The organism is Alcanivorax sp. HI0083 (assembly GCF_001635175.1).
Genome location: NZ_LWFX01000421.1, coordinates 1 through 1,155, shown reverse-complemented (window position 1 = coordinate 1,155; position 1,155 = coordinate 1). Strand labels below are relative to the sequence as shown.

1 protein-coding gene is annotated in these 1,155 nt (G+C 57.8%); it reads left to right on the top strand.

Annotation, left to right across the window (positions count from 1 at the left end; genetic code table 11):
- On the top strand, positions 1 to 1,155 hold a 1,155-nt coding region (locus A3754_RS04385; protein WP_197468452.1), incomplete at both ends, for an SCP2 sterol-binding domain-containing protein.

Here is a 1,155-nt window from a genome sequence, read left to right as displayed (position 1 = left end):
TCGGTTATGCCGGACGCCATGTCATCAAGGCGTTCAGCAATAACGATGGCCGTTATTTCAAGAGCATCAAGGTGCGCTTTGCCAAGACGGTATTTCCGGGTGAAACCCTGGAAACGCGCATGTGGAAGGAATCCGATAACCGCATCATCTTCGAAACCTGGGTGAAAGAGCGTAACGAGGTGGTGCTGAAGAATGCCGCCATCGAGTTGTTCTCGGAGATTCCGGCAGAAGCGCCGGTGCCGGAACAGGTGTCCGCCGAGGAAGTGTCTGCGCCGCAGGTGGAGCAGGCGGTGACGCCTGACGATGTGTTCGCGGCGGTGGCGACCTACATCAAGCAGAAACCGGAACTGGTTGATCAGACCGGTACCAGCTTCCAGTTCGAGTTCAGCAATCCGGATCAGCAGTTCTTTATTGATCTGAAAAATGCACCAGGCGCGGCAGGGCCTGGCACGATCGACAAACCGGACGTGACTCTGGCGCTGGACAGCGAGCATCTGGCGACCGTGTTTGGTGGCGATCTTGCGGCGGTGCAGAAACTGTTCTTCGGTGGCGAGCTGAAAATTTCCGGCAACGTGATGGCGTCCAACAAGTTGACCGTGTTGCAGGACATGGACCCGAAACTGGCCGAGCAGGCGCGTGACAAGCGCGTGGCTGACGGTGGTGGTTCACAAGCTGTCGCAGTACCGGTCGAATCGCAGGAGCCGACCATGGCGGATGTGTTCAGTGCCATCGGCCACTTCATCGCTGACAACCCGGATCTGATCGAGAAGGCCGCTACCAGCTTCCAGTTTGCGTTCAGCAACCCGGATCAGGATTTCTATATTGATCTGAAAAACGCACCGGGTACCGCCGGGGCGGGCCAGCTGGACAAGGCGGATGTGACGCTGGAGTTGGACAGCAAACATGCCCCGACCCTGTTTGGCGGTGATCTGGCTGCGGTACAGAAACTGTTTTTTGGTGGCGATCTGAAGATCGGAGGTAACGTGATGGCCTCCAACAAGCTCACCGTGTTGCAGGACATGGACCCTAAGCTGGTGGAGCAGGCACGCGACAAGCGATTGGCCTCCGGCCAGCCGGATACCGCTACCGCACAACCGAAAAAGCAGAAAGCACCGCAGGCGGAGAAAGTGCTGCCGGAGCTGGCGGAAAAACTGT